Source organism: Bifidobacterium sp. VU/mBH4 (B4), assembly GCF_058199535.1.
This window is the reverse complement of record NZ_JBVPQJ010000001.1, coordinates 44,395-67,456: the sequence shown is the minus strand read 5'-3', so window position 1 is coordinate 67,456 and position 23,062 is coordinate 44,395. Positions and strand designations below refer to the sequence as shown.

18 protein-coding genes, 1 tRNA gene and 1 pseudogene are annotated in these 23,062 nt (G+C 61.2%); 3 read left to right on the top strand and 17 right to left on the bottom strand.

What is annotated here, in order from left to right:
* Positions 1-178: 178 nt before the first annotated feature.
* On the top strand, positions 179-1,039 hold the full coding sequence (locus AC0AII_RS00255; RefSeq protein WP_490445699.1) for an aldo/keto reductase: 861 nt from the start codon (positions 179-181) through the stop codon (positions 1,037-1,039).
* 54 nt (positions 1,040-1,093) lie between these two features.
* Here the strand turns inward: AC0AII_RS00255 and AC0AII_RS00250 are convergent, their stop codons facing one another.
* The 5 genes and pseudogenes from AC0AII_RS00250 to dnaB all read right to left on the bottom strand — a co-directional run bounded on the left by AC0AII_RS00250 (position 1,094) and on the right by dnaB (position 7,013).
* Complete coding sequence (locus tag AC0AII_RS00250) at positions 1,094-2,803, bottom strand: ABC1 kinase family protein (protein ID WP_490446080.1); 1,710 nt, start codon at positions 2,801-2,803, stop codon at positions 1,094-1,096.
* Between the two features lie 213 nt (positions 2,804-3,016).
* A pseudogene (locus tag AC0AII_RS00245) lies at positions 3,017-3,256 on the bottom strand (phasin family protein); the annotation flags it as partial.
* A gap of 195 nt (positions 3,257-3,451) precedes the next feature.
* Complete coding sequence (locus AC0AII_RS00240) at positions 3,452-4,252, bottom strand: type 1 glutamine amidotransferase (protein ID WP_490445698.1); 801 nt, start codon at positions 4,250-4,252, stop codon at positions 3,452-3,454.
* A 26-nt stretch (positions 4,253-4,278) separates the two neighbouring features.
* Entirely contained in the window at positions 4,279-5,673 is a 1,395-nt protein-coding gene (locus AC0AII_RS00235; RefSeq protein ID WP_490446079.1) for a Mur ligase family protein, read from the bottom strand.
* On the bottom strand, positions 5,673-7,013 hold the full coding sequence (dnaB, locus tag AC0AII_RS00230; RefSeq protein ID WP_101433023.1) for a replicative DNA helicase: 1,341 nt from the start codon (positions 7,011-7,013) through the stop codon (positions 5,673-5,675). Before dnaB ends, AC0AII_RS00235 begins: the two co-directional genes overlap by 1 nt.
* 414 nt (positions 7,014-7,427) lie before the next feature.
* Between dnaB and AC0AII_RS00225 the strand changes: the two genes are divergently transcribed.
* On the top strand, positions 7,428-8,819 hold the full coding sequence (locus tag AC0AII_RS00225; protein WP_490445697.1) for an MATE family efflux transporter: 1,392 nt from the start codon (positions 7,428-7,430) through the stop codon (positions 8,817-8,819).
* Between the two features lie 118 nt (positions 8,820-8,937).
* Here the strand turns inward: AC0AII_RS00225 and AC0AII_RS00220 are convergent, their stop codons facing one another.
* From AC0AII_RS00220 to AC0AII_RS00180, 9 genes are all read right to left on the bottom strand, one after another.
* Positions 8,938-9,276, bottom strand: coding sequence for a P-II family nitrogen regulator (locus tag AC0AII_RS00220; protein WP_101432992.1), 339 nt, complete (start codon positions 9,274-9,276; stop codon positions 8,938-8,940).
* Between the two features lie 17 nt (positions 9,277-9,293).
* Positions 9,294-10,559, bottom strand: coding sequence for an ammonium transporter (locus AC0AII_RS00215; RefSeq protein WP_198199509.1), 1,266 nt, complete (start codon positions 10,557-10,559; stop codon positions 9,294-9,296).
* A gap of 190 nt (positions 10,560-10,749) precedes the next feature.
* A complete protein-coding gene (gene ftsY, locus AC0AII_RS00210; RefSeq protein WP_490445696.1) occupies positions 10,750-11,979 on the bottom strand; it encodes a signal recognition particle-docking protein FtsY in 1,230 nt (409 codons plus the stop codon).
* 49 nt (positions 11,980-12,028) lie between these two features.
* The gene (locus AC0AII_RS00205; RefSeq protein WP_490445695.1) at positions 12,029-12,592 is read right to left on the bottom strand and encodes a hypothetical protein; all 564 of its coding nucleotides are present in this window, start codon (positions 12,590-12,592) and stop codon (positions 12,029-12,031) included.
* Positions 12,593-12,656: 64 nt separating this feature from the next.
* Positions 12,657-13,244, bottom strand: coding sequence for a GNAT family N-acetyltransferase (locus AC0AII_RS00200; RefSeq protein WP_490445694.1), 588 nt, complete (start codon positions 13,242-13,244; stop codon positions 12,657-12,659).
* Positions 13,245-13,569: 325 nt separating this feature from the next.
* Positions 13,570-14,244 (bottom strand): response regulator, encoded by a 675-nt coding sequence (locus AC0AII_RS00195; RefSeq protein ID WP_490445693.1) that lies wholly within the window; start codon positions 14,242-14,244, stop codon positions 13,570-13,572.
* Complete coding sequence (locus AC0AII_RS00190; RefSeq protein WP_490445692.1) at positions 14,237-15,502, bottom strand: sensor histidine kinase; 1,266 nt, start codon at positions 15,500-15,502, stop codon at positions 14,237-14,239. Before AC0AII_RS00190 ends, AC0AII_RS00195 begins: the two co-directional genes overlap by 8 nt.
* Positions 15,503-15,539: 37 nt before the next feature.
* Positions 15,540-16,961, bottom strand: coding sequence for an FtsX-like permease family protein (locus AC0AII_RS00185; protein WP_490445691.1), 1,422 nt, complete (start codon positions 16,959-16,961; stop codon positions 15,540-15,542).
* Positions 16,961-17,698 (bottom strand): ABC transporter ATP-binding protein, encoded by a 738-nt coding sequence (locus AC0AII_RS00180; RefSeq protein WP_490445690.1) that lies wholly within the window; start codon positions 17,696-17,698, stop codon positions 16,961-16,963. The genes AC0AII_RS00185 and AC0AII_RS00180 overlap by 1 nt, the downstream gene beginning before the upstream one ends.
* Positions 17,699-18,200: 502 nt before the next feature.
* Here AC0AII_RS00180 and AC0AII_RS00175 point away from each other — a divergent pair.
* Positions 18,201-18,273: transfer RNA gene (locus tag AC0AII_RS00175), tRNA-Lys, on the top strand.
* A gap of 108 nt (positions 18,274-18,381) precedes the next feature.
* Here the strand turns inward: AC0AII_RS00175 and AC0AII_RS00170 are convergent.
* From AC0AII_RS00170 to AC0AII_RS00160, 3 genes are all read right to left on the bottom strand, one after another.
* Complete coding sequence (locus AC0AII_RS00170; RefSeq protein WP_490445689.1) at positions 18,382-18,687, bottom strand: type II toxin-antitoxin system RelE/ParE family toxin; 306 nt, start codon at positions 18,685-18,687, stop codon at positions 18,382-18,384.
* The gene (locus AC0AII_RS00165) at positions 18,687-18,974 is read right to left on the bottom strand and encodes a type II toxin-antitoxin system RelB/DinJ family antitoxin (RefSeq protein WP_490445688.1); all 288 of its coding nucleotides are present in this window, start codon (positions 18,972-18,974) and stop codon (positions 18,687-18,689) included. Before AC0AII_RS00165 ends, AC0AII_RS00170 begins: the two co-directional genes overlap by 1 nt.
* A gap of 394 nt (positions 18,975-19,368) precedes the next feature.
* Complete coding sequence (locus tag AC0AII_RS00160; RefSeq protein WP_490445687.1) at positions 19,369-22,497, bottom strand: cation-translocating P-type ATPase; 3,129 nt, start codon at positions 22,495-22,497, stop codon at positions 19,369-19,371.
* Positions 22,498-23,062 lie beyond the last annotated feature (565 nt).

Sequence of the window (23,062 nt, the reverse complement as noted above, 5' to 3'; positions counted from 1 at the left end):
CCTCCAGCCATCAGCTACTTCACTACCCACGCTAGCATCGCAGGAGGCTGGACGCGCTTTGCTGAGCTTGACTTCAAGCTGCTTGAAGGCCCTATCCTTGAACAAGCAGATCAGAGAGGCACGCTCCCGCCTTTAGCCAACTCCGTCGAGCAATCTGCCAAGAAAGAAGCGCAATACCATGCAGAATGATTTATCCGCCTCCGTCCCGTCCGTTAAGCTCAACAACGGCGTCCTCATGCCTATGGAAGGCTTCGGGGTCTACCAGATCGCCGACCTAGACGAGTGCCGCCGCTCGGTTCTGGACGCCCTGGAGACCGGGTACCGGGCCATCGACACGGCCCAGGCCTATGGAAACGAGCAGGCCGTCGGAGATGCCCTGGCCCAGAGCGGCCTCGACCGCGACCAGGTCTTCCTGACCACCAAGGTCTGGATCACCAACTACGGATACGACAAGACCAAGGCCTCGGTCGAGGAGTCCATGAAGAAGCTGGGCACTGACCACCTGGACCTGGTCCTCCTCCACCAGCCCTTCAACGACTACTACGCAGCCTGGCACGCCCTTGAGGACCTCTATGACCAGGGGGTCCTGCGGGCCATCGGCGTCTCGAACTTCTACGCCGACCGGTATGTGGACCTGGTCAAGTTCAACAAAATCGTCCCTGCCGTCAACCAGCTGGAGACCCACGTCTTCCACCAGCGCCCCCAGGAACGCGCCTACATGGACAAGTACGGCACCCGGATCGAGTCCTGGGGACCCTTCGCCGAGGGCCGCCAGGGGATGTTCACCAACCCGACCCTGACCGAGATCGGACAATCACACGGCCGGACCGCTGCCCAGGTAGCCCTGCGCTTCCTGGTCCAGGACGGGGTCATCGTCATCCCCAAGACCACCCACCGGGAGCGCATGCGCGAGAACCTCGACATCTGGGACTTCCAGCTCAGCGACCAGGAGATGGACCGGCTGCGGGCCATGGACACCGGCAAATCCGCCTTCATGAACCATGAGGATCCTGAGACCGTGGAGGATTTCGCCAACTGATTCAGCATCTGACAGTATCTGACAGTATCTGTGCAGGATGGACCGGCTCTCAGCCTAGGCTTCGCCGTTGCGTCGCCGACGCTTGAGGGCCCGGTGCTTGATCAGGATGTCCAGGACTATCCAAACCGAAAGAATGAAGGCCACCACATACCCCAGCATGCTGACCACCGGGATGCCGAAGACCACCGGCTTGACGCGGGCGAAGTAGACGATTGAAGAGCCCACATAGAGTCCGACGACAATGAGGGCCATGGTCAGTCTGTTGACCATGTCGGACAGCTGCTGCAGAGGTTCCTCGGAGCCTACCAGCTGCACATTGGCGCGCAGCTGGCCCCGGGTCAGCATCTTGGTCGCGGTCTGGGACTCGGCCAGGGCGCCCAAAAGGCCATGCAGGGCCAGGTCGCCCTGGATGCCCAGCTTCCGGGCCTCCTCCTTGAGGATGGACCCCGTGCTCTGGCTGTAGGCGACATGATCAGTGATGATCTGCACGATGTTGGCCTCAGGCAGGAACTCGTCCAAGAGTCCTTCAAGGGTGACCAGGCACCGCGCCACCATGGTGACCGACCCCGGCACCTTGATGCCATGCCGGGCGGCCAGCCTCATCACGGCATTGACGTATTCGGCGATGTCCAGATCGGCCAGATCCAGCTTGCCGAACCGCTGGACGACCGCATCCAGGTCGGCAAGAAGATAAGGGTAGTCCTCGGCTCTGGCCTCTCCCGTACCGGCGAAACGGAGCAGCCCCTGAGCCAGGGCTGGTGAATCCTCGCGGCCTACTGCAAAAATCATGTCCTTCAAAGCCGATTTGGTCACCTCGTCCAGGCGGCCGACCATCCCCAGGTCGATCAGCACTATGGAACCATCGCGGATGATGATGTTGCCGGGGTGCGGATCGGCGTGGAAGAAGCCCCGGTCCATGATCTGGGTGGCATAGTTGTCGACCAGCTTGGTGCCGATCTCCTTCAGGTCATAGCCCTGGGCCACCAGCTGGGCGGGCCGTGAGAGTGATATCCCGTCGATGTACTCCATCACCACCACATGCCTGGTGCACAGTTCGGGATAGGGCTTCGGGCAGTCGATGTAGGCGTATGAGCCGCAAAAATCCTTGAACTCCGCCAGATTGGCGGCCTCCCGCTGGAAGTCGACCTCGGACTGGAAGGTCTCCCAGAGCTCCTCGACCACTCCTCGGATGTCGATCACCTGGGTGCTGCGGACGAACCGGGAGGCCCACTTGACCATGCTGCGCAGGATGTCGATGTCCTGGGCCATGGTCTCTTGAATCCCTGGGCGCTGGACCTTGACGGCCACGTCCTCACCGCTGACCAGGCGGGCCCGGTGCACCTGCGCCAGGGAAGCCGACCCCAAGGGAACAGGGTCTATGGAGGAGAAGATCCGGTCGAGCGGACGGCCATACTCGGCGGCCAGGGTGCTGGTCACCACGGAATACGGGATGGGATCCGCGTCGGCGCGCAGCTTGGACAGCTCACGGCAAAAGGCCTCCGGCAGGATCTCCGAACGCATGGAGAGAATCTGGCCCACCTTGACGAAAGTGGGCCCAAGCGCCTCGAACAGTCGACGCATGGTGACCGGAGTCAGCCCGTGGATGATGTCGAACCGGTTGGCGATGCGGATCATCTCAGCCAGTCGACGGGCCCTGCCACGCCTGTGCCGGATCCTTCCTGCCGCCCCCTGCCGCTCTCCCGTGCCGACCCCGAAGAGGCCAATGGTCTGCACCGGGGCATCATGTCCGTTCATGGCATCCATACTCACCACTCACCTGCGTCCTTTATCCGCATGGCCGACCAGCGGCAGACATTCCGGCGCAGACGACCGACGCTGACAGTAATTGACTGCCTTTCAGCCCTGCTGACCTGCAATGGGATCATTGGAGGTGATGGGGATGGACCCGGACCGACGATTCGGCATTGGCGCCAAGGGATCATGGTCGGGACGACGGGGGTCAGGAGCAACATGGGTCGCAGGCCTGGGCGCGCCAGCAGCCGGTGCAGCAGCGCTGTCAGCAGGTTCAGGAGCGGGAGGGGTCTTCCTGTTCCGTTTGAGCTCAGTGTTGAGAATCTTCCCCTGCTCGACCGTCAGCTCGCCCTTCTTCACCAGGCTGTCGATGACCTCCTGGCCCTTCTCCACGCCTGTGGCCAGCGCTCCAATGCCAGCCAGAAGCACCTTGTGCAATCCGTCACCAATATGCAAATCCGACATGATATGCCTCCCAGCATTCATACGCCCTTGAAGTACCGGGCCCTTTTGACCGCCAAGAGACGAGCGGCCGTCTCTCTTTACAGTCTAGCTGGTTATCATTGACCGATCCGATTCAACACCATGGCAAGAGGGACCGCAGCGCCTTGCCTCCTTGGCACGCCCCTGTGCCGGAACCGAAGGAACCGCAGGCTCCTATCACCGTGGCCTTGATGCGGCAATACGGCTGGCCTGATCAGCCAGGGAGTCCAGACGCTCCAGCTCGCTCCGGCTCTTCTGGCCCATGGTCTCCTTCATCTGGGCGAAGGTGCCCTGGCCGTACCGCCTTTCGGCCGCACCCTTGATAAGGAAGTCCGTAACGGCCGGGTTCTTCGGCAGCAGCGACCCGTGCATATAAGTGCCGATGACCTTCTTCCATCGGGCCCCCTCGGTGTGGTCCTTGCCGTTGTTGCCTCGGCCATCCTCGGTCACCATGCCCAGGGGACGGGCCCCCTCCCCCAGGTAGGTCAGGCCCGAATGGTTCTCGTAGCCGACCACCCTGCCGAAGTCCTCTGCCTGCTCCACCAGGTTGCCGATCATCCGCTCGGGCTTGGCAACGGTATGCACGTCAAGGATGCCGACCCCCTCCAGGCGCTCATGGTCGGAGGTCTCGAAATAATGCCCGAAGAGCTGATAGAGCCCGCAGATCATCAGCATGGGCACCTCCTGGTCGGCCAGATCATGCAGAAGACCGCCCCGTTCCCGCAGGTCGTCGATGATCCGTTCCTGGCCATGGTCCTGGCCGCCGCCGCCCAGAATCATATCGATCCGCTCGGGCCAGGCATCACCGGGATCGTAATAGCGGACCATGGGGCGGAACCCGTACAGCTCAGCCCTGCGGGTCACGCTGAGTATGTTCCCAGAATCCCCGTAGATGTTCATGTCACGGTGGTAGAGGGAGAGGATCTGCAGCGGCGGATGGTCTCCCACAGCCTTGGCCTTATCCTGTGTCTGCCGCATTCCTGCGCTCCTTTTGGTTCGCTCGCTCATGCGCCCACCCCGGCATCGTCAACGCTCGTGATCCTGCCGAGGGCGGACCGGAGCCGGAGCATAGACGTGTAAGTGCAGTAGATTCGCTTGGGTCGGCCGGGATGCACCTCAAGGAATGCTGTCAGCGCCCGATCCAGGTCGGTCTCGATCGCCTCCGTGGGCACCTGGTCATAGGCCAGGCGCAGGGCCATGTCATAGGCCCGGGTGCCGGAGACCATGGCCACGCCGGTATCCCTGAGCGAGGTGAAATCCACATCCCAGAGCCAGCTCATGTCACGCCCGTCCGCGTACTCGTCGCGGATGGCGATCATGGTGTCCTGGCCGGCAGGGTTGAAGGAGGACAGGGCCAGGCGGAAGCCCATGGGGTTCTTGACCAGGACCAGCTCAACCGGCGCGCCCTGGTAAGTGATGACCTCCCCGCGGCCGAAGGCGGGCGTCACCTTGGACAGGGCGTCCATGAGCGCCGCATCATCAGGCTCCCTGTCCTCAAGAACGACCCTCACCAGCGCCAGGGCAGCTGCCGCATTGTAGAGGTTGTAGACGCCTTCCAGACGCAGATCGGTCTCCAGAAGCCGACCATCCAGACGGAAGGCGGCCCTGTGGTCCATGACCCTTTCCAGGGTAACCTCGGCTGGCAGCCGGTGACCGGGGCGGACCGGGCGGGAAGCGCTTGCCGCACCGGCACCATCAGCATCCTGATCCGAGGCATGCATGTCGTCATCGGTGGGGAAATAGCTCAGCAGATCGTCCGACAGGCCGAAGTAGGCCACACCGGTCTGGGCCGGCGTCTGAGCAGCCAGGCTGGAGATGCGCGGATCCTCCCGGTTGAGGACCACCGTGCCTGTGGTGGCCTGGGCCACCTGACCCAGCAGCCGGGCAGTAGTATCGATTTCCCCGAACCGGTCCAGCTGGTCGCGCATGACATTGAGCAGGAGGGCGTAGCGGGGCTTGACCTGTCGCACGAAGTGGACCGCATAGGCCTCGTCCAACTCCAGGACGGCAATATCGGCATGCAGCCGGCCGGAGAGCCCCAGGGTGGAAACCAAGGCCGAGACCACGCCACGGGTGAAGTTGGACCCGGTCGGGTTGGTGAAGACCTTGAGGCCCAGGGACTCCAGCATGGAGGCGACCATTCGGGTAGTGGTGGTCTTGCCGTTGGTCCCCGAGACCAGAACCACCCCGCGAGGCAGCCCCGACAGGGTCCTGGCCAGGAAGCCCGGGTCGATCCGCTCCACCACCTTGCCAGGCAGGGCCGAACCGCCGTGATGGGACAGACGCGAAAAGTGGCGCACCGCCTTGCCGACCAGAAGGGCCAGGAGCGAGCGCCAAGGCCGACGGGAACGACCGGGCTGATCGGCAGGCTGCGCCTTGGAAGCCGTGGAACGCATGATCAGACCCCTCCCTGCTGGTAGTCCTGGGGCATGTCCTTGAACTTGGACTTCTCGCCCAGGAAGGCCAGCTTGAAGGTGTCGGTGGGGCCGTTGCGGTGCTTGGCCAGAATGATGTCGGCCTCGCCCGGGCGGTCCTCCTTGTCGTAGAAGTCCGGCCGGTGGACCAGGAAGACCACGTCGGCGTCCTGCTCGATGGATCCCGACTCGCGCAGGTCGGAGAGCATGGGCTTCTTGTCGTTGCGCATCTCGGGACCACGGTTGAGCTGGCTCAACGCCACCACTGGGACCTCCAGCTCCTTGGCCAGCAGCTTCAGAGCGCGCGAGAAGTCGGAGACCTCCTGCTGGCGGGATTCGACCCGCTTGCCCGAGGTCATCAGCTGCAGGTAGTCGATGACCACCAGCTTCAAGTCGTTGGTCTGCTTGAGCCGACGGCACTTGGCCCGGATCTCCATCAGACTCATGTTGGGCGAATCGTCCAGGAAGAGCGGGGCGTCCTGGAGTCTGCTCCAGAAGGTGTTCAGGGTATTCCAGCGCTCAGGGGTGATGTCGTCCGCTCGGCGCAGGGCCACCAAGGGAATGTCGGTCTCGGCCGAGATGATGCGCTGGGCCAGCTCGTTCTTGCTCATCTCCAGGGAGAAGACCACCGTGGTCATGTTGTTATGGAGGGCCGCGGCGCGGGCGAAGTCGATGCCCAGGGTGGACTTGCCCATGGCGGGGCGGCCGGCCACCACGATCATCTGCCCGGGCTGCAGGCCCTGGGTCACGTCGTCGATGCTCTTGAAACCGGTGGGCACGCCCCGCTCCAAGTCGCCGTTCTGCAGCTTGTCCAGCTGGTCCAGGGTGTCGTGGACGACCGGCCCGATGGCCTCGTAATCCTGGCGGACCCTGCCCACGCTCATCTCGTAGACCTCGGCCTGGGCCAGGTTGACGATGTCCTCGGCCTGTGAGCCCTCGGCCGAGTAGCCCAGCTGGGCGATCTTGGTGCCGGCCGCGATCACATTGCGCAGGATGGCCCGCTGGTGAACGATTTCCGCATAGTAGGTGGCGTTGGCGGCTGTAGGGACCGAGGCCACCAGGGAGTGCAGATAATCGGTGCCGCCCACCTTCTCCAGGTCCCCGGACTTGAGCAGCTCGTTGGCCACCAGAACCGCATCCACCGGCTGGGAGGCCGAGAAGAGGGTAACGATGGCCTCATAGATGGTCTGATGCTTGGGCTGATAGAAGTCGGATATGTCGATCATTTGGCTGACCTCGCCGATGGCATCCTTGCTCATGAGCATGCCGCCCAGCACGGCCATCTCCGCATCGTCGTCATGCGGGGGCACCCGGTCGAAAAGCATGTCGCGGCCGGTCTGGGCATGATCGGTGGGACGCTGTTCGGGATGGGTGTAGTCGGTGTAGTCGTCGGAAGCCATAGCCACGATTCTACGAAGAGGACCGTCCTTGGCAGCCCCAAGAGACGGATTTCACTCAAGGCATTCACCGGGACGCGCCGACCGTACTGGACGGGCACAGGGTCGCCCTGTATGTGTACAGAAAAATAAGTTATCCACATTCAAGGCGTGTCCTAGAGGACATGTGCGCAACTTATCCACCTCATGGGTATAACTCTGTGCAAAACTTGGGGACAGTCTTCCACATCGTCAATCCAGCTTGCACTCAGGGCTGTTTGGTGATACGTCATCTACCCGCAGGGCGTCCACGGGCTGGCTCCAGGGGTTGTGTCTTCAGGCCCGAGCACTAGCATGGCGTCCATGCGCAGCCACAGGAACATCCCCGAAACCAAGACCGGATCGATCACACCGGAAGAGCGGCGGGCGACCTACCGGACCATTGCCGGACTGGCCATACCCACCTTCGGCCAGCTGATCGCCTCCCCGCTCTTCGTCATGATCGACACCGCCATCGTGGGCCACATCAGCGACTCGGCCCTGGCCGGGCTCTCCATCGGATCCACCGTGGTGCTGACCACTGTGGGCCTGTGCATCTTCCTGGCCTACGGAACCACCTCCCAGGTGGCCCGGCTCATGGGCGCCGGCCGCCGCAAGGAGGGGATGCAGGCCGGTGTGGACGGCATGTGGCTGGCCTTCGTCATCGGCCTGGTCGTCTGCGCTGTTCTCCTGGCTTTGAGCCGACCCATCTGCAGCCTGATGGGAGCCCGTGGGCCGGTCCTGCAGGCGGCGCAGACCTATCTGAATGCTTTGGTCTTCGGCCTTCCGGCCATGCTCCTGGTCTACGCGGCCAACGGCATCTTCCGTGGACTGCAAAAGGTAAAGATCACCCTGGTAGCCGCCGTGTCAGGCGCCATCCTCAACACCGCCCTGGAGATCCTTCTGGTCTTCGGCCTGCACATGGACATTCTGGGCTCGGGCCTGGCCACCCTGATCGCCGAGTGGGCTATGGGGCTCTTCCTGACCATCCCCGCCCTGGTCTGGGCCCGTCGGGAAGGCGCCCAACTGCGGCCCCGGCTCTCAGGCATGGCGGCCAGCATGGGCGACGGCTTCCCGCTCTTCCTGCGGACCCTGGCCCTGCGGGTCTGCCTCTTTATGACCGTGGTGGCTGCAGCCCACTTGGGCGAGCAGGTGCTGGCGGCCTATCAGGGGGTCAACTCGGCCTGGAACTTCGGACTGAATATGCTGGATGCCGTGGGCATCGCCGGTCAGTCACTGGCAGCCACCGAGTTGGGCGCCGGACAGCGGTCGCGGGCACGGGTCATGACCGACCTGTCAGCCAGGGCCGGCATGGCCATGGGAGTGCTGGTCGGATTGGTCATGATCGCCCTGGGCCTCTTCGCCGCCCCCCTGTTCAGCCCCACGCCCGCCATCAGGTCGCTGATCACCGTGGGCATGATCGTCCAGGGAGTCTTCATGCCCATCGCCGGATGGATGTGGGCCCTGGACGGGATCCTGATCGGGGCCGGGGACTATCGCTATCTGGCGGCCACCTGCTCCCTGACCGCTGTGATCTACCTGATCGGGCTGCTGGGCATGACGGCTCTGGCCATGAGCTGGACGCCCACCTGGCGGATAGCCATGCTCTGGGCCGTGCTCAATGTCCTCTTCATCGGCGTCAGAGCTATCTGCAATGGCTGGAGAACGCGCACCGATGTCTGGATGGGGACGATTGGCCAGGTCAAGGAAGCCTGAAGAGTCATAGAAAAAAGCAGGACCCCGACCGCTCGGCCATGAAATGAACCACAGCGATGGGATCCTGCGAAACTGGTCAGCAGGAAGACGACCATGCAGACGGCAGCAGGTAGCTGCCTCAGATGGCGTCGACGCCGGTCTCCCCGGTACGGACCCTGACCACCGAGTCCAGGGTCTGCACCCAGACCTTGCCGTCGCCCACGGTGTTGGTGGCCGCAGCTTGGACGATAGCGTTGACCAGCTCGTCGACCCGGCGATCCTCGGTCAACACCTCCAAGCGCACCTTGGGAACCAGGTCCACCTTGACAGTGCTGCCCCGGTAGACCTCCTTATGGCCGCCCTGCCGGCCATAGCCCTGGGCTGACGAGACGGTCATACCGTGCACGCCGACCTCGGTCAGGGCCTGTTTAATCTGATCCAGCCGTCCGGGCTGAACGATGGCGGTAATGAGTTTCATGCTGCCTTCCTCTCTGATCAGTTCAGAATGGATCCGAAGTCGTAGGCGCTCTCACCCTGATCGCTCTGATCGACGCCGATGACCTCCTGATCCTTGCTGACTCGCCAACCAATGGTCTTCTCCAGCACAAAGGCGATCACACCAGTGACTGCAGCTGCGTAGATGATCGCAATCAGCGCCACCAGGAACTGAACCAGCAGCTGCCGGAAATTGCCGCCGGCCAGGAAGCCCGTGCCGGTACCAAAGAAGCCTATCAGCAGCGTGCCCAATAAACCACCCACACCGTGGATGCCTACCACATCCAAGGAGTCGTCATAGGCGAAGCGGAACTTGAGCCCGCAGGCCAGGCAGCAGACGAAACCAGCCAAGAGGCCGATGACCATGGCCCAGAGCGGGGAAACCACGTCGGCCGCTGGCGTGATGGCCACCAGGCCGGCGACCATGCCGGATGCAGCACCCATGGCGGTGTAATGCCCGGTGCGGACCCGCTCAGTAAAGAGCCAGCCCAGTGTGGCGCCACTGGCGGCGATGGTCGTGGAAACCCAGGCATATCCAGCCGTGCCGTTGGCGGCGAAGGCGGAACCAGCATTGAAACCGAACCAGCCGAACCAGAGCAGGAAGGCACCCAGCATGACCATGGGCACATTGTGGGGACGTATGGACTCCTTGGGGAAGCCGATTCGCCTGCCGATGATGAGCACAATGACCAGGGCTGCTACTGCCGCGTTGATGTGGATGACCGTACCGCCTGCAAAGTCGTGCGCCTGGGCTCCGATGGCGTTGGAGATGGGTCCATCGGCAGCCAGCAGTCCGTGATTCCAGACCATATGGGCCATGGGCGCGTAATCCAAGGTGACCCAGAGGGCCACGAAAATCATCCAGGTGCTGATTCTGACTCGCTCTGCCAGGGCTCCCGAAATCAGAGCCACGCAAATCATGGCGAAGGCGGCCTGGAAGGCAATGTCCACCGTGTGCGGGTAAGCAGCGTTGGCGGAATCAAGCGAGGTGAAGACCCCGTCCTTGGCCGTGACCGTGTCCTTGAGCAGGAAGCCGGTGATGGGGTCGCCGAAGACGCCTCCGATGTCCTTGCCTGCAAAGGAAATCGACCAGCCCCAGAAGGCCCAGATAACCCCAGTCACGGCGATGGCCAGCGTGGACATCATCATCATGTTGAGCACGGCCTTGGCTCGGACCATACCCCCATAGAAGAAAGCCACCGCTGGAGTCATCAGGAAAACCATGGATGCCGCTACCAGCATCCAGGCAGCATTTCCAGAATCCATGCCTACACCTCTCTTTTCCCCATCCGGGCGGGCAGTCCCCGATAACGAGGGCTTACCTCCGGACAGCCTACGTCAGATTCTCTTCCACTTCCCGATTCATCAAACAGGAAGAGGATGACGGTCAGGTCACCGCCGCATTACCTGCGGGTGACTATTGGATGACCACCTTATGACCAACCGACCGGCCGGACTACACGTCTCCCAGGATGCCGTCGACAAAGGACTCGGGATCGAAAACGGCCAGATCGTCGGGCCCCTCGCCCAGCCCGACCAGTTTGACAGGCACACCCAGCTCACGCTGGACAGAAACGACGATGCCACCCTTGGCCGAACCGTCCAGCTTGGTCAGGACGATGCCCGTGACCCCGATGGCCTGGGCGAAGACCTGGGCCTGGATCATCCCGTTCTGCCCGGTGGTGGCATCCAGGACCAGCAGAACCTCGTCCACAGGCAGGTTCTTCTCGATCACCCGCCGGATCTTGCCCAGCTGATCCATCAGATTGGCCTTGTTCTGCAGACGACCGGCGGTGTCCACAATGAGAACATCTGCCTGATCATTTTTGGCCCGTTCAGCCGCTTCAAAGGCCACCGAGGCCGGGTCGGCGCCGTCACGGTCGCTGCGGACCACAGGCACGCCCACCTTGCCGCCCCAGGTCTCCAGCTGGTCAGCGGCGGCGGCACGGAAGGTGTCGGCAGCACCCATGACCACCGACTTGCCATCGGCCACGAAGAGCCGGGCCAGCTTGCCCGCCGTGGTGGTCTTGCCCGTGCCGTTGACGCCCACCATGATGATGACCGACGGCCTGTTGGCCTGAGGTCGGGCAGCCGCCAGAGTTCGGTCCATATTGGGGTCGACCAGATCGATCAGGCGCTGACGAAGACCGCGGCGCACTGCTGCGGGATCCTTCTGCCCGGTAATCCGGGCATCGTCGCGCAGCTGCTTCACTAGCTGTTCGCTGGCCTCGGCGCCCACATCCGCCATGAGCAGGGTGTCTTCCACATCCTCCCAGTCGGATTCGCTCAGATGGTCCTTGGTCAGAATGGCAAAGAGGGCCTTGCCGAAGGGGTTGGGACTCTTGGCCAGCCTGGCCTTGAGCCTGGTCATGCGGGATGCAGAGGCCTCCGGATGCGCCAGCTCCTCCTGCGCCGACGATGCCGCTTGCTCAACCGAGGACGGCTGACTGGACTCCTTTGAATCGACTGAGCCGGAACCCGCAGAAGCACTAGATGCGTGCGAAGCAGATCGGGGTGCCTGGTCACCCGACGAAGCTGCTGGGAAGGCACCAGGCTCTTCCGCACTGTCGGGGCGCGCGGAATCCCCCGGGGACCGGTGTTTACGGACCGCCACCAGAATGCCGACCACTGCCAGCACCAGGACGATCAACACCGCGATAAGAATAAGGAGCTGCTGTGTTGTCATAGGTACCAGCCTAAAGGCGAAAAGGGACACGGATGGTCACCACCAGCGGTCACTTCCCGCTCGGATGGCTCGTTCCCGCCTGCGGACCGCTCTGGACTGCGGGCATGATGTCGGAGGTAGTGGGCTGAGGCTCCCGTCGCTGCCGACGCGAAGGCTCAGGGCTTGATGATCGCAGGGTGGAGCTCCTGGGGGCTGGGGGCCCAGAGATCGCAGAAACCGACGGTACAACATTCTTCTTTTGTCTCGGGCTGGTCGAGGACGCGGAATCAGCGCTTGGGGGCCGAGGCAGATTTATCTCGTCCGTGGAATCGGAGGCCAGCATGCCTCGAACCTCCACCACGGAGGAGGAATTGACATAGACCGGATAGGGATGTTCGGTATCTTCAGTAGTTGATGCGCCCTCGTCCGATCCAGGGGCGAACGACAGATGCCCTCCTGCTATCCGCGGCAGCCGATTCTCTCGTTCCTGCTGACGGCGGGCCGCCCGGCGTACACGCTCATCCAGAGACTGGGAGAAGGCACGGTCCTGGGACTCACCAAGCGCCAGACGCATGACGAATACAATGAATGCCGCCACCACCAGCACCCATACCAGGACAATCAGCCAGACCATACTTGCCATTCTCTCAGAAGAACGCCCCAAACGCGCTGCAACACGAGGAATCTATCGGCCTCTTTCACACTGGTTCATGCTGACGTGTTCTGTGGCCTGTTGACTCGGTAGACAGCTCAATCCAATACCGTTCTACTGGCTGACCAGATCTGCTAGGGAGCACATTCTCCAGTTGCCCGCCACACGAGAGGATGGTCCGGCGACTAGCCAGGTTCGATGGAGAGCAGGTAATCAGGACCCGGCGCATGCCCAGAGCGGCCGCCCGTCGCAGACAGCCATCCAGCATCAGACCGGCATAACCCTGCCGGCGACAATCAGGACGAACTGAATAGCCGATGTTGCCGCCTGTGCGCAGAAGCGCCTCCGTAAGCCGCAGTCTCAGCTGGATCATTCCCACCAGTTTGCCGCCGGCGTCCAGGGCGGCGAACTGCAGAGCTGGCACAAACCCCGGCGGCAGATCATCGCCGCGCGCCTGACGAGCCACCTCAGGCAAGCCAAACCGACGAACCTCATCCAGGCTGCGACAGACCTCCAGAGGACCAAGCCCCGCCGCTTCATCCTCAGTCCGGGCATGACAGGCCTGCAGATATTCCCAAATCGCTTTGGCATCCACCATCCCCGGCTGATCCATCCTCGCCAGACGGATTCCCATGGTCCACCTCCCCTGCCCAGTCCAAGGCCTGCGCCTTTATCTGCTGCAACCTGACCAGCAGTTGTATTTCAGCTTACCTGAGCAACATTCAACGGAACTGGGCTTCCAAAGCGAACAAGTGCCACCGGGACATCGTGCATATAGCCGAATAGCTGGAACCCAATACAGTAAGAACCACAATGTGCAATAAAGAATGTTCCAAACTTACGTTCTGGGCTTTAATCCTTGGCTTCGACCTCATCAGGTCAGCGAAAGAGTCGCTCTGGAATCTGTCATTCTTTCTGCTTTTCTCCCCGCAATGCCCGGAATGGCCGGTCAGGGATCGTCACACAGACATTCCGGCCTGAAACCATGTGATGACAATTTGTGTACGGTCCCGCAGTCCAGTCTTGTCGAGTATGCGGCTTACATAGCGCCGGACGGAGGTGATTTCGAGAGTGAGGCGCTGGGCTATTTCCTGGTTGGAGAGCCCTTGAGCGATGAGCCCGGCTATCTCGTACTCCCTGGGGGTCAACTTATCCAGCTGCTGTCTGGCCTGCGGATCACTGACCTTATGCCGGGCGTAGGCTCTGTCGCGATTGATGAGCTCTGCTGTGACACGGGGGGTGAGCACCGCGTCTCCATCGGCCACTGCGTGAATGGCTCGGTGCAGGTCTCTGGTGGATACGTCCTTGAGCAGAAAGCCGTAGGCGCCTGCGTGCAGACCGGTGAAGGCGTAATCGTCTTCGTCATAGGTGGTCAGGATCAGCGTGCGAATGTCGGGGAACTCCTTGGCAATGACCGCAGTGGCACTGATGCCGTCCATCACCGGCATGCGAACGTCCATCAGGATCACCCGAGGCAACGGCTGGGCGGCTGCTTTCATCTCTCGAAGCATGGTCACTGCCTCCTGACCGTTGGAGGCTTGTCTGACGACCTGTAAATCGTGGTCGGCCTCGATCATGCGCACCAACCCCTTGCGGAGGAGCGCAAGGTCGTCGACCAGCATCAGGTCAATCATCGGCATTGCCCTCTTTCTCGCTGGTGCCAGGCAGGACGGCTTCTACAGTCCATCCCCCGTTCTCGCTCGGCCCGCAACTCAGACTCCCTCCCATCAGTCGGCATTGCTCGCCAATCTGCTTAAGGCCCACTCCTGGATGGTCATGAATGGCCGGTTTCCAATCGCCCGAGGCTTGTCGATGTGCATTCCCATGCCCATCGTCGCGGATGCTGATGCGGAGGGTGCCGTCCTGCTCATAGTCGCGGGAGATGACGATGGTGCTCGGGTCTGAGGCGTGCCGGAGCGTGTTAGTGATGGCCTCCCTGCTGATTATGAAGCAGAGGTTGTCCTGTCTGCGATCCTGCCGCCGATGCCCTGTTTCGGTAGACACGACAGCCAGACCAGCTGCGCGGGCATGGGCGATTACGGTGTCTAGCTCGTCGAGCGTGTGCAGCCTGGAACCAAACCTGCGCCCATCATCATCGGGCTCTTGAGGGATCGCCTCATGCTCTTGGACAAGGGTACGGACGGCTTGCCGGGTGTCGGCCAATCCATCCCTGGCAACCTGATTAATGTCCTTAAGCACCTCTTGCAGCTCTTCAATCTCAACCGAATCAGCGAATCCCTGGGTTAGGGCGATGATCGTGGTGAGGTCGTGGCCCACGCTGTCGTGCAACTCCCCTGCCACCTGGGCGCGCGATACAGCCTGATCCCTTTGCCTGGCAAGCATCTCAGAGCGGATCCGCTCCTGCTCCTGACGCTGCTGCATCTCGCGTCGAATCCGGTAGGACCTGACAGCTACGGCAACGGCCGCGACCGCCATGATGACAGCCATCCTGGCCGACCATTCCAGAAAAAGCATGTGCCCGGCATGCATGCTGACAGTGACCAGACTGACGGCTGCGGCTACCTCACCCACGCCTGCTGCAATCCTGAGTGCTGATGATAAACAGACGCAGAAATAGAGGGCGCCTACCAGTGGTATCAGGAAGCTATCGTCCGAGCTGGCAAATGACAGACCGATGTACGTCAGGGTCTCCAAAGTCGTGATGAGCAGGGGAAGCTGCCTGCTCCAGTACAGCAGGCAGGAAGACAGGAGCCCAATCAGGCCAATGGCCGTCTTCCAAACGGGCAAAGGAATGTTCTCGGCCCAGATTGGAGGGAACGTGGGGGCGCTGACATAGAGAAGCGTATAAATCAGGCTCAGCAGAGGCATGACGAATCTGGTCAAGCGTTGATTGCTCAACAGCTCGAATAGGTTGGTTGCCATGCCCTTCATCGCGCCCCCTCACGCCGCATGCCCAGGATCCCCAGGTTCATTCGCCAGTGTACTGTGCTATCACACCGGCAGGGGAACGACCTGCTGATTTGCGCACCGTGATCCACGAAGCCAGTGATGCCGCCAAAGTCAGAAGCAGGAAGACCAGCGCCCAGTGGACCCAAGGTATGCCGATGCTGGCAGCCCCGAAGACCTTGCGGAATCCGACAGCGTAGGCTATGACCGGCAGAAGGCCGGAGGTGAAGGATATCAGTACGGCGGTGGTTGCCATGATGACCCCTTCAAGAGCGGACATGATTTCAAGTTGGTTCGGGTCCGCGCCAGCGATCGAGATAAGGGACAGATCCAGGCTTCGACCATGGGCTGAGATCAGGCATCCTGCGCATACTCCAGCCAGCGTGACGACCAGTGCGGGGCCCAGAAGGGTAATGAGCATGGAGAAATCAGAGCTGCTGACATCCAGGTTGGGAGGCAGCAGATGACTGGAATCGGCGCTGGTCTGGTAGAAGGAATCGGTCATCATCAGCAATGAAACCCCCACGACCAGCGGTAGGACCGTGGAGCTGAGACTACGCATGCGGGCGCTGGCTTGCCGGCAAGCGATCAGCCATGAGGGGCTGTGAATAGCGACGAGCCTGGTCCAGCCGCTGGTGACCGCACCCATCAGGGAGGGACCTGCCAAGCAGATTGCTGCCAGCAGGAGCACGAAACCGAAAGTGCTGCCCATGGCAATAGGCAGGATGGGTGCCGCAGTGTGCAAACGGACCAGTTGCTCATCAGGTATGGTCCGAGCCTGCATAATCGGCATCAGCATGACTGCCAAGGCTGCCAGCAGACACAAGGCAGCGGCGATACGACGAGCCAAACCTGCTGTTTTTGGAGGAATGATTGCAGCACGCAGAGATTCCACGGGACTGATCCTGCTGATGGTCCGGATGGTCAGCAGTGTGCCGATCAAGGCCACCAATATTCCGCACAAGGTTCCTACTGCCCATGAAGCCAGCTGGTGGCTGGCGATAAAAGGCTGCCTGCCGATCAAGAACTGTGAAGTCTCCCAGGCATAGAGGGGACGGACCAGCAGAAAAGAGGCCGCCAGCGAGACCACACTGGCCGCGAGCGCCACAATGAGCACACGCAGACAGGTCAGCGAGGTCAGCTGCCAGGGCGTGGCGCCTTGCAGGACCAGGAGGGCGAGGTTGCGTCGCCGCTGGTTGACCACCGACGAAACGACTTGCAGAACGATCAGCACTGCGGCAATGAGAAGCGCTACGAAGGGGATCATCAAGTTTTGGTAGGCAGTGCGGCCTTGTTCGGCCATGCCGGGAAGATAGCCCAGGGCCCTGGCTGAAGAGAGCATCATGGCAAGCAGGCCGACCATGGTTTGCGATGCGATCAGCACAAGCACGACGCCAGACCAAACCAAGGGGGCATCCTTGAAATCTCGCAGAAGAAGCCGCATCAGATGCCCGCTTTCAGCACAGGAACCTTGTCGGCTGTGGCTATGCGGCCATCGTACAAACGCACCAGAGCGTTGCAGCGGGAGGCGACTTCAGGACTGTGGGTGACCATGATCACTGCGTGGCCCGGTCGATCGGCGAAGGCGGCAAGCTCATTGACGACCGCATTGCCGGTCTCCTGGTCAAGGGCGCCAGTAGGCTCATCGGCGAAGATGATATCGGGATCTGAAAGCAGCGCGCGGGCCAGAGCCACACATTGCTGCTCGCCCCCTGACAGGAGGGTCACATTGGACTTGAGTAGCCCCCTGATGCCCAGTCTGCCCAGCAGCTCGACCGCCTGATCCTCCGGCCAGCGGGTCTTGCGCAGAATGAAGGGCAGCTTGAGATTGTCCTCCATGCTCATCGAAGGCACCAGATTATAGGACTGGAAAACGAAGCCCAGGTGCACACGCCGGAATCGCGCTGACGCTGCAGACCCCATGGCAGAGATGCGACGACCCAGGACTTCCACCTGGCCCGAGCTGACTGGTTCGAGACCAGCCAGGCAGTAGAGCAGAGTTGATTTGCCGCTACCCGACGGCCCTACAATCCCGGTCATGGCTCTCCAGGAAGCAGTGAACTCCACATTCTCCAGGAGAGTGATGGTCTCCCCTTTCCTGGGCGAAACCTGCTTACACAGACCAGATGCATGGATGGCGAAAGGCTCGCTCTGGCCGGAAGGATTGGCGGTACGCTTCATAGCAGTATCCCGCGCTTGTAAACGGGCGAATGCCCATATGAACCTGTGACGCTCTGTGCGTGCGGCAATGCGTATTGAGCCGGATGTTTCATCGGAGCTCCCTCCCTCAGCGCAGTTGCGATGGCAAAAGATCGCCTCGCAGAGATGATTCTTTCAATCCGAGTACGGGGAATCAACGTCGCTCGCCAGTTCGCCATCTGCAGATGGCAAAACAACGACCAGCCAACACCTAACGGGGAGGAATGCCTCTCAACAGCCTTGGCAGAAGCTTTGGCATGCAGGTTCGTTTATTGTCCGGCACGGATCCCGTCGCACAAGTTCAGCGCCTAGCCGCCCCTACCGCCCTCTACCCACCTCAACAACCTTCCTAAGCGGGCGGAAGGGTAGCGCTTCATATTGATATTCTTCATCTATCTGTACAGGTTTTCAGTGATGCTTCGCCCGAGAACCGGCTTGCCGTGAACTGGAAAAATCCAGACCAAACATGTAGTGTTGAGCTGTTGCCCCTCTGGCTCAATGGTTAGAGCAGCGTCCTTTTAAGTCGTGGGTTGTGGGTTCGAGTCCCACGGGGGGCACTTTAGATTGCCGATTATTTAATACCAGTCGCTATGCTCTCTACAGATCATCTGCCTACGCAATAGTGGGCTAGATCCTTGATATAAGTTTGATCCATTTGCTGAAGCTCAGTATCCACCGCGCCTGCCCAACACCTGATCGTGGGAACCTAGTCGCAGCATATAGGCAGCACCGCCCTCCCTATGCCACACCAGCAGCAGATCTCCGGCATTGCCTACATGGCACTCATACATAGCTGCATAACCTTGCAGCATATGCATCCGATGATGCGCTTTCAAAGTACGGAGCGACGCTTCGGAATTCTCCGCTATCAGATCAAGCACCTCCTCGACCGGCTCTAATGGGACGTGCCGGCGAGCCATGCGCTTCAGATCTCTCGCGAAAGCACCGGTAGGAACCAGCGCAAGCCTCATCAGTCCACGCCAGCAGCTGCTAGCACGCCATCCACCAAGTCCTTTCCTGTGGCGTACCCCTTAGTCTTTCCCCTCATGGCCAGACGGCGCGATTCCTCCAAGGCCTCCTCGGTTTCAGCAGGTAGATCCAAGCTGAAGTCCAAGGGGATCCGCTGCTCCCGAATGATCTGCTTGTAAAAGGCTCTGGTGACCGTAGTCATATCCAGACCAAGCTCCTTCACGATATGATCCACCTGTTGCTTGTCCGCATCGGATATACGCACCGTAACCTGAGACATCTTCTCCATCGGAGCCCACCTTCCTCGTTGTCTGTAATTTTGCATTAAAGTGCAAAATTACAGCTAATTTCTTACTTTAATGCAAAATTGCAGTGCATGGTAAGGCATCAATGTGTATAGCTGACAGCAATAGCATGCATCCATTGCTTCATGCTGCGCTGGGCGATTCTGACTACTCATGCTTCCAAGCCAACCTTGACGAAGCGGTCTTCTGCTACAACCAAAGTCGCCCGAACGAGAATGACGCCGGACACGGATGCGCTCGCTCCCTCCTAGCAACAACAGCCTTGGCTCTACACAGCTGATCCACAATGGCTTTGCGGAAGATGAAGTAGGGCGCAAACTGTGTCCTCACTTAATGCAACGGCAGCGAGTACGGTCGCCGCATCAGGAAGAAGCCAGGTTATGCCCGCAGTTGTCTGACCGCCCAGTTGAACAGTTTGCGCAGCTCCGAGGCCACGAGGACCAAGGAGGCCAGGGCGATGCATTCCAGCCAGGCCTGGGACTGGAGGGGGACGGTGCCGAAGGCCTCGCCCAGGAAGGGCACGTAGATCACCAGGAGCTGGAGCAGGATGGAGATGCCGATGGCGCCCCAGAGCCAGGGATTGCTGAAGAGTCCTTGGAAGGCCGACTTGCGGGAGGAGCGGGAGGCCAGCGCGTTGAAGAGCTGGGCGAAGACCAGGATGGTGAAGCCCATGGTCCGCGCCTCCCTGATCTGCGCCTCGTGACCGATCGCCTGGACGGACCTGTCGGTGAAGAGGCCGCCGCTCAGGTGCATATCCATGCCGATCAGGGTGACCAGGGCCATGACCAGGCCTATGTAGATGATGTCAACCCACATGTCCCGGTCGATGACCCGGTCGCTGACAGATCGGGGCGGGCGGTCCATCAGATCGTCGGTCTGCGGATCCACGCCCATGGCCAGCGCGGGGGCCGCATCGGTCAGGAGGTTGATCCAGAGGAGCTGGGTGGCCAGCAGCGGCACGGTCACACCTGCCATGCCGGGCTGCGATATGCCCAGAAGCCCCGCAAAGACCACGCCGCCAAAGACCGTGAAGACCTCGCCCATGTTGGAGCTGAGCAGGTAGCGCAGGAACTTACGGATGTTGTCGAAGATGCCCCGGCCCTCTCGCACAGCCTGGACGATAGTGGCGAAATTGTCGTCCGCCAGGATCATCTTGGCCGACTCCTTGGTGACCTCGGTCCCGGTGATGCCCATGGCCACGCCGATGTCCGCGGTCTTGACAGCGGGGGCATCATTGACGCCGTCGCCGGTCATGGCCACGACCTTGCCCTGGTCCTGGAGCGATTCGACGATCTTCAGCTTGTGCTCCGGAGCCACACGGGCGTAGACGGAGACCTTGGAGGTGGTCTCCCGAAGCTGATCCGAGTCCATGGCATCCAGCTGCTCGCCGGTGCAGGCAGGCTGGCCGGGCTTGATGATGCCCAGGTCCCCCGCGATTCTGGCCGCGGTGAGCGGATGGTCGCCGGTGATCATGATCGTTCTGATGCCGGCCTTGTGGGCCTGATCCACCGCATGACGGACCTCGGTGCGGGGCGGGTCGATGATGCCGACCATGCCCGTCCAGATCAGATTGCTCTCCAGTCGGGCGCTTTCCTGGATCACCTTGTCGGCGGACAGACGGATCGCCGGGGCATGCTGAGACTTCTGGGACAACCGGTCCGTCTGGTCTGCCCCAACCGTGCTTGACGGCTCCTCCCCCTCATCGGGTTCGGTCAACGCCGACAGCTCCTGGTCGGATACAGGCCGGAAAGCCTGCCCCAGAGTCCTGTAGGCATCCGCCGAGAGGCTGCTGACCTGGGCAAGAATCCTCTCCCGATCGGCGCTGGTCATAGGCCTGGCCTGGCCGCCTTCGAGAATTCGGTCGCATCGGCCAAGCAGCACATCGGGAGCGCCCTTGCAGAAGAGGCGCGACCGCCCTTTGCCGCCATCATTCGGGGCGGCCAGGACCGACATGAGCTTGCGCTCGGACGTGAAAGGAATCTCGGCCAGACGACGATAGCCATCAGCCTTGGCATCAGCGCCGATTTTGCGGGCGGCGACAATCAGCGAGACCTCCGTGGGATCACCGACAATCTGCCAGTAACCATGCCCGGATCCGGACTGGGCCTGGGAATCCGGTCCGGCCTGGTCCGCCTGCCAGTGAAGGTCTCCGTCGTTGGCGATGGTCCCGACCATCAGGGTCTCTTCAACCGCCTCAGCCAAAGTCGAATCGATGGTGTCCGTCGGCCGGTCGTCGGAACCTCCGGCCTCGACCGGCTGCATGGTTCCCTCCGGAGCGTACCCGGTGCCAGTGAGCCGGACCTGCCCCGAGGGGACGACCACCCGTTCAACGGTCATTTCATTGCGTGTAAGAGTCCCTGTCTTGTCGGAGCAGATGACTGATGCCGATCCCAGGGTCTCAACCGAGCTGAGCTTCTTGACGATGGCATGATGCCTGGCCATGCGCTGCACGCCCAGGGCAAGGACCACGGTCAGGATGGCCGTAAGCCCCTCCGGCACGGCTGCCACGGCCAGGGATACGGCCATGAGCAGGGAGTCAATCAGATCCTGGGTTGTCTGGAAGCCCTCCATCAAAGCCAGAGCAGCCAGAACAAGGACTGCGATTAGGCAGACAGCCAGACCGAGAAGCTTGGAGACCCGGGCCATCTCCTTTTGCAGGGGCGTGGGCTCCTCCTGGGTGTCGGCCAGCATGCCGGCGATTTTCCCGACCTGGGTGTCCATGCCGGTGGAGGTGACGATCATGCGACCGGTGCCCTGGGTGACCGCAGTGCCGTTGAAGACCATGTTGGCCCTGTCGCCCAGAGCCTTGGCTCGGTCAAGCCGACCGGGCCGCTTGCCCACCGGCAGCGACTCACCGGTCAGCGACGCCTCGGCCACACGCAGGCCCGCGGCCTGGAACAGTCTTCCATCGGCGCCGACCGAATCGCCTTCAGCCAGGACTACTACATCACCAGGCACGATCCTGCTGGTCTCCAGGCTGACCACCTGGCCATCGCGCAGAACCGAGGCCCGCGGGGCCGTCATGCTCGCCAGGGCGTCGACCGCCCGCTCGGCCTTGGCCTCCTGGGCGTATCCCAGGGCGGCGTTAAGGATGAGGATGATCATGATGACGATGGCATCAAAGGGCAGGGGCTCGCCGCCTCCGGCCGCCGGGTGCGAGCGCTCCACCACCCAGGCCACCAACGAAATGGCCGTGGCTGCCAGAAGCAGATAGACCAAGGGATCCTTGAACTGCTGAAGGAACTTCCGCCACGCAGGAACAGGAGGCGCCCCAGCCAGCTCGTTAGGGCCGAGCGCCTCCAACCGGCGAGCCGCTTCGGCCTCGTCCAAACCCCGGTCAGGATCCACGTTCAGGGCAAGGGCGACCTGACCGACATCTGCTGTAGAAGGATCCTTAAGGACAGGGTCATTCACCCCGCTCTTCTGCCCGGAGTCCTGCCCTGCAGCCGGGATCACGCCAGTATCTGTTGATTGTTCATGCTTGGAGTCACTGGTCAACCCAGTCATGCCACTCTCCTGCTTATGCCACGGAGTAGTCAACGCTTCGGGGGCCTGTTGAAAGAAATCAGAGTCGGCCAAGCCAAAACGCTGCGTGGATGTTTACCAAGTTGAATTCACAATATACATAAATACAACCGAAGTCGTCAAGGTCTTTGCTCAAAGACAAAGCAACAGCAATTCCTTTACCGATACACATGAACCGAACTGAACTCGGCTTTAAATACCTCAATCCCTTATTCGCGTCATCTGTTCTCGTTCACTGTCAAGTCTATTAGTTGCATGTGCAGCAGATTGAAAAACCAAGGCAGCTTCGTGAAAACTAGCTAACTACGCAAAATAACTGACCTGCAATAAAACAGTAAAGTCAGTTTTTCATACAACGAATCCAGTAGGTTCTTCATCCTAAACAACAGCACAGTCCGTCACTATTAGCTCAATTCTTGGCTCCGCCCTACCGGCGGTAAACGGATAGACGATCCGGCCTCGATCGTAGCCACTCCTCTTTCAGTTTGCGTGCATTCAGTCCCTCGTCCTGATCTTTGACCAAACCTAGAGCAAGCATTCCTGATGG